We start from the raw sequence: 2,106 nt of genomic DNA, 5'->3' as shown, positions 1-2,106 counted from the left end.
ACCGGCTGGCCGCACTCTGGCAGGCGCTGCCGGAAGAACTCCGCTTAAGTCCGCATCGTTATCTGGCGACAAACAGTCCGCAGGGGCCGTGGTGGCTGCTCGGCTGGTGTGAGCGGGTGCCGGAAGCGGATGAGGTGCTGCCTGCGCCGCTGCCGCCGTACCGGGTACTGACCGGGCTGGTGGACCGCTTCGGGCGCACACAGACGTTCCACCGCGAAGCCGCCGGTGAATTCAGCGGCGAAATCACCGGCGTGACGGATGGTGCCGGGCGTCACTTCCGGCTGGTACTGACCACGCAGGCGCAGCGGGCAGAAGAAGCCCGGCAGCAGGCCATTTCCGGCGGGACGGAACCGTCCGCTTTTCCTGATACCCTGCCGGGTTACACCGAATATGGCCGGGACAACGGCATCCGTCTGTCTGCCGTGTGGCTGACGCACGACCCGGAATACCCGGAGAATTTACCTGCCGCGCCGCTGGTACGCTATGGCTGGACGCCACGCGGCGAACTGGCGGTGGTGTATGACCGTAGTGGCAAACAGGTGCGCAGCTTTACTTACGATGATAAATACCGGGGCCGGATGGTGGCGCACCGTCACACGGGCCGGCCGGAAATCCGTTACCGTTACGACAGCGACGGGCGGGTGACAGAACAGCTAAACCCGGCAGGCTTAAGTTACACGTATCAGTATGAGAAGGACCGCATCACCATCACCGACAGCCTGAACCGCCGTGAAGTGCTGCACACGCAGGGCGAAGCCGGGCTGAAGCGGGTGGTGAAAAAGGAACACGCGGACGGCAGCGTCACGCAGAGTCAGTTTGATGCGGTGGGCAGGCTTAAGGCACAGACAGATACGGCAGGCAGGACAACAGAGTACAGCCCGGATGTGGTGACGGGCCTCATCACGCGCATCACCACGCCGGATGGCAGGGCATCGGCGTTTTACTATAACCACCACAGCCAGTTAACGTCAGCCACCGGGCCAGACGGGCTGGAAATGCGCCGCAAATATGATGAATCCGGCCGTCTGATTCAGGAAACTGCCCCTGACGGCGATATCACCCGCTACCGTTATGATAATCCACACAGTGACTTACCCTGCGCAACGGAAGATGCCACCGGCAGCCGGAAAACCATGACGTGGAGCCGTTACGGCCAGTTGCTGAGCTTCACCGACTGTTCCGGTTATGTAACCCGTTATGACCATGACCGTTTTGGTCAGGTGACGGCGGTGCACCGCGAGGAAGGCCTGAGCCAGTACCGCGCATACGACAGCCGTGGACAGTTAATTGCCGTGAAAGACACGCAGGGCCATGAAACGCGGTATGAATACAACGCCGCCGGTGACCTGACCACCGTCATTGCCCCGGACGGCAGCAGAAACGGGACACAGTACGATGCGTGGGGAAAGGCCATCTGTACCACGCAGGGCGGGCTGACGCGCAGTATGGAATACAATGCTGCCGGACGGGTCATCCGCCTGACCAGTGAAAACGGCAGCCACACCACCTTCCGTTACGATGTACTCGACCGGCTGATACAGGAAACCGGCTTTGACGGCCGCACACAGCGTTATCACCACGACCTGACCGGCAAACTTATCCGCAGCGAGGATGAGGGGCTGGTCACCCACTGGTACTATGACGAAGCAGACCGCCTCACTCACCGCACCGTGAAGGGTGAAACCGCAGAGCAGTGGCAGTATGACGAACGCGGCTGGCTGACAGACATCAGCCATATCAGCGAAGGGCACCGGGTGGCGGTGCATTACAGGTATGATGAGAAAGGCCGGCTGACCGGTGAGCGCCAGACGGTGCATCACCCGCAGACGGAAGCACTGCTCTGGCAGCATGAGACCAGACATGCGTACAACGCGCAGGGGCTGGCGAACCGCTGTATACCGGACAGCCTGCCCGCCGTGGAATGGCTGACCTACGGCAGCGGTTACCTGGCAGGCATGAAACTCGGCGACACACCGCTGGTGGAGTACACCCGCGACCGCCTGCACCGGGAAACGCTGCGCAGCTTCGGCCGTTATGAACTCACCACCGCTTATACCCCTGCCGGGCAGTTACAGAGCCAGCACCTGAACAGCCTGCTGTCTGACC

General features: G+C 61.6%; 1 pseudogene. It reads left to right on the top strand.

What is annotated here, in order from left to right:
• Window positions 1-2,106 (top strand): annotated as a pseudogene (gene rhsB / locus K0778_RS25755) (rhs element protein RhsB); the annotation flags it as partial.

This window comes from Escherichia sp. XD33, assembly GCF_019375075.1.
Lineage (GTDB): Bacteria > Pseudomonadota > Gammaproteobacteria > Enterobacterales > Enterobacteriaceae > Enterobacter > Enterobacter flexneri_A.
The sequence above is the reverse complement of the archived record's forward strand: the minus strand, read 5'-3'. Positions and strand labels throughout refer to the sequence as shown.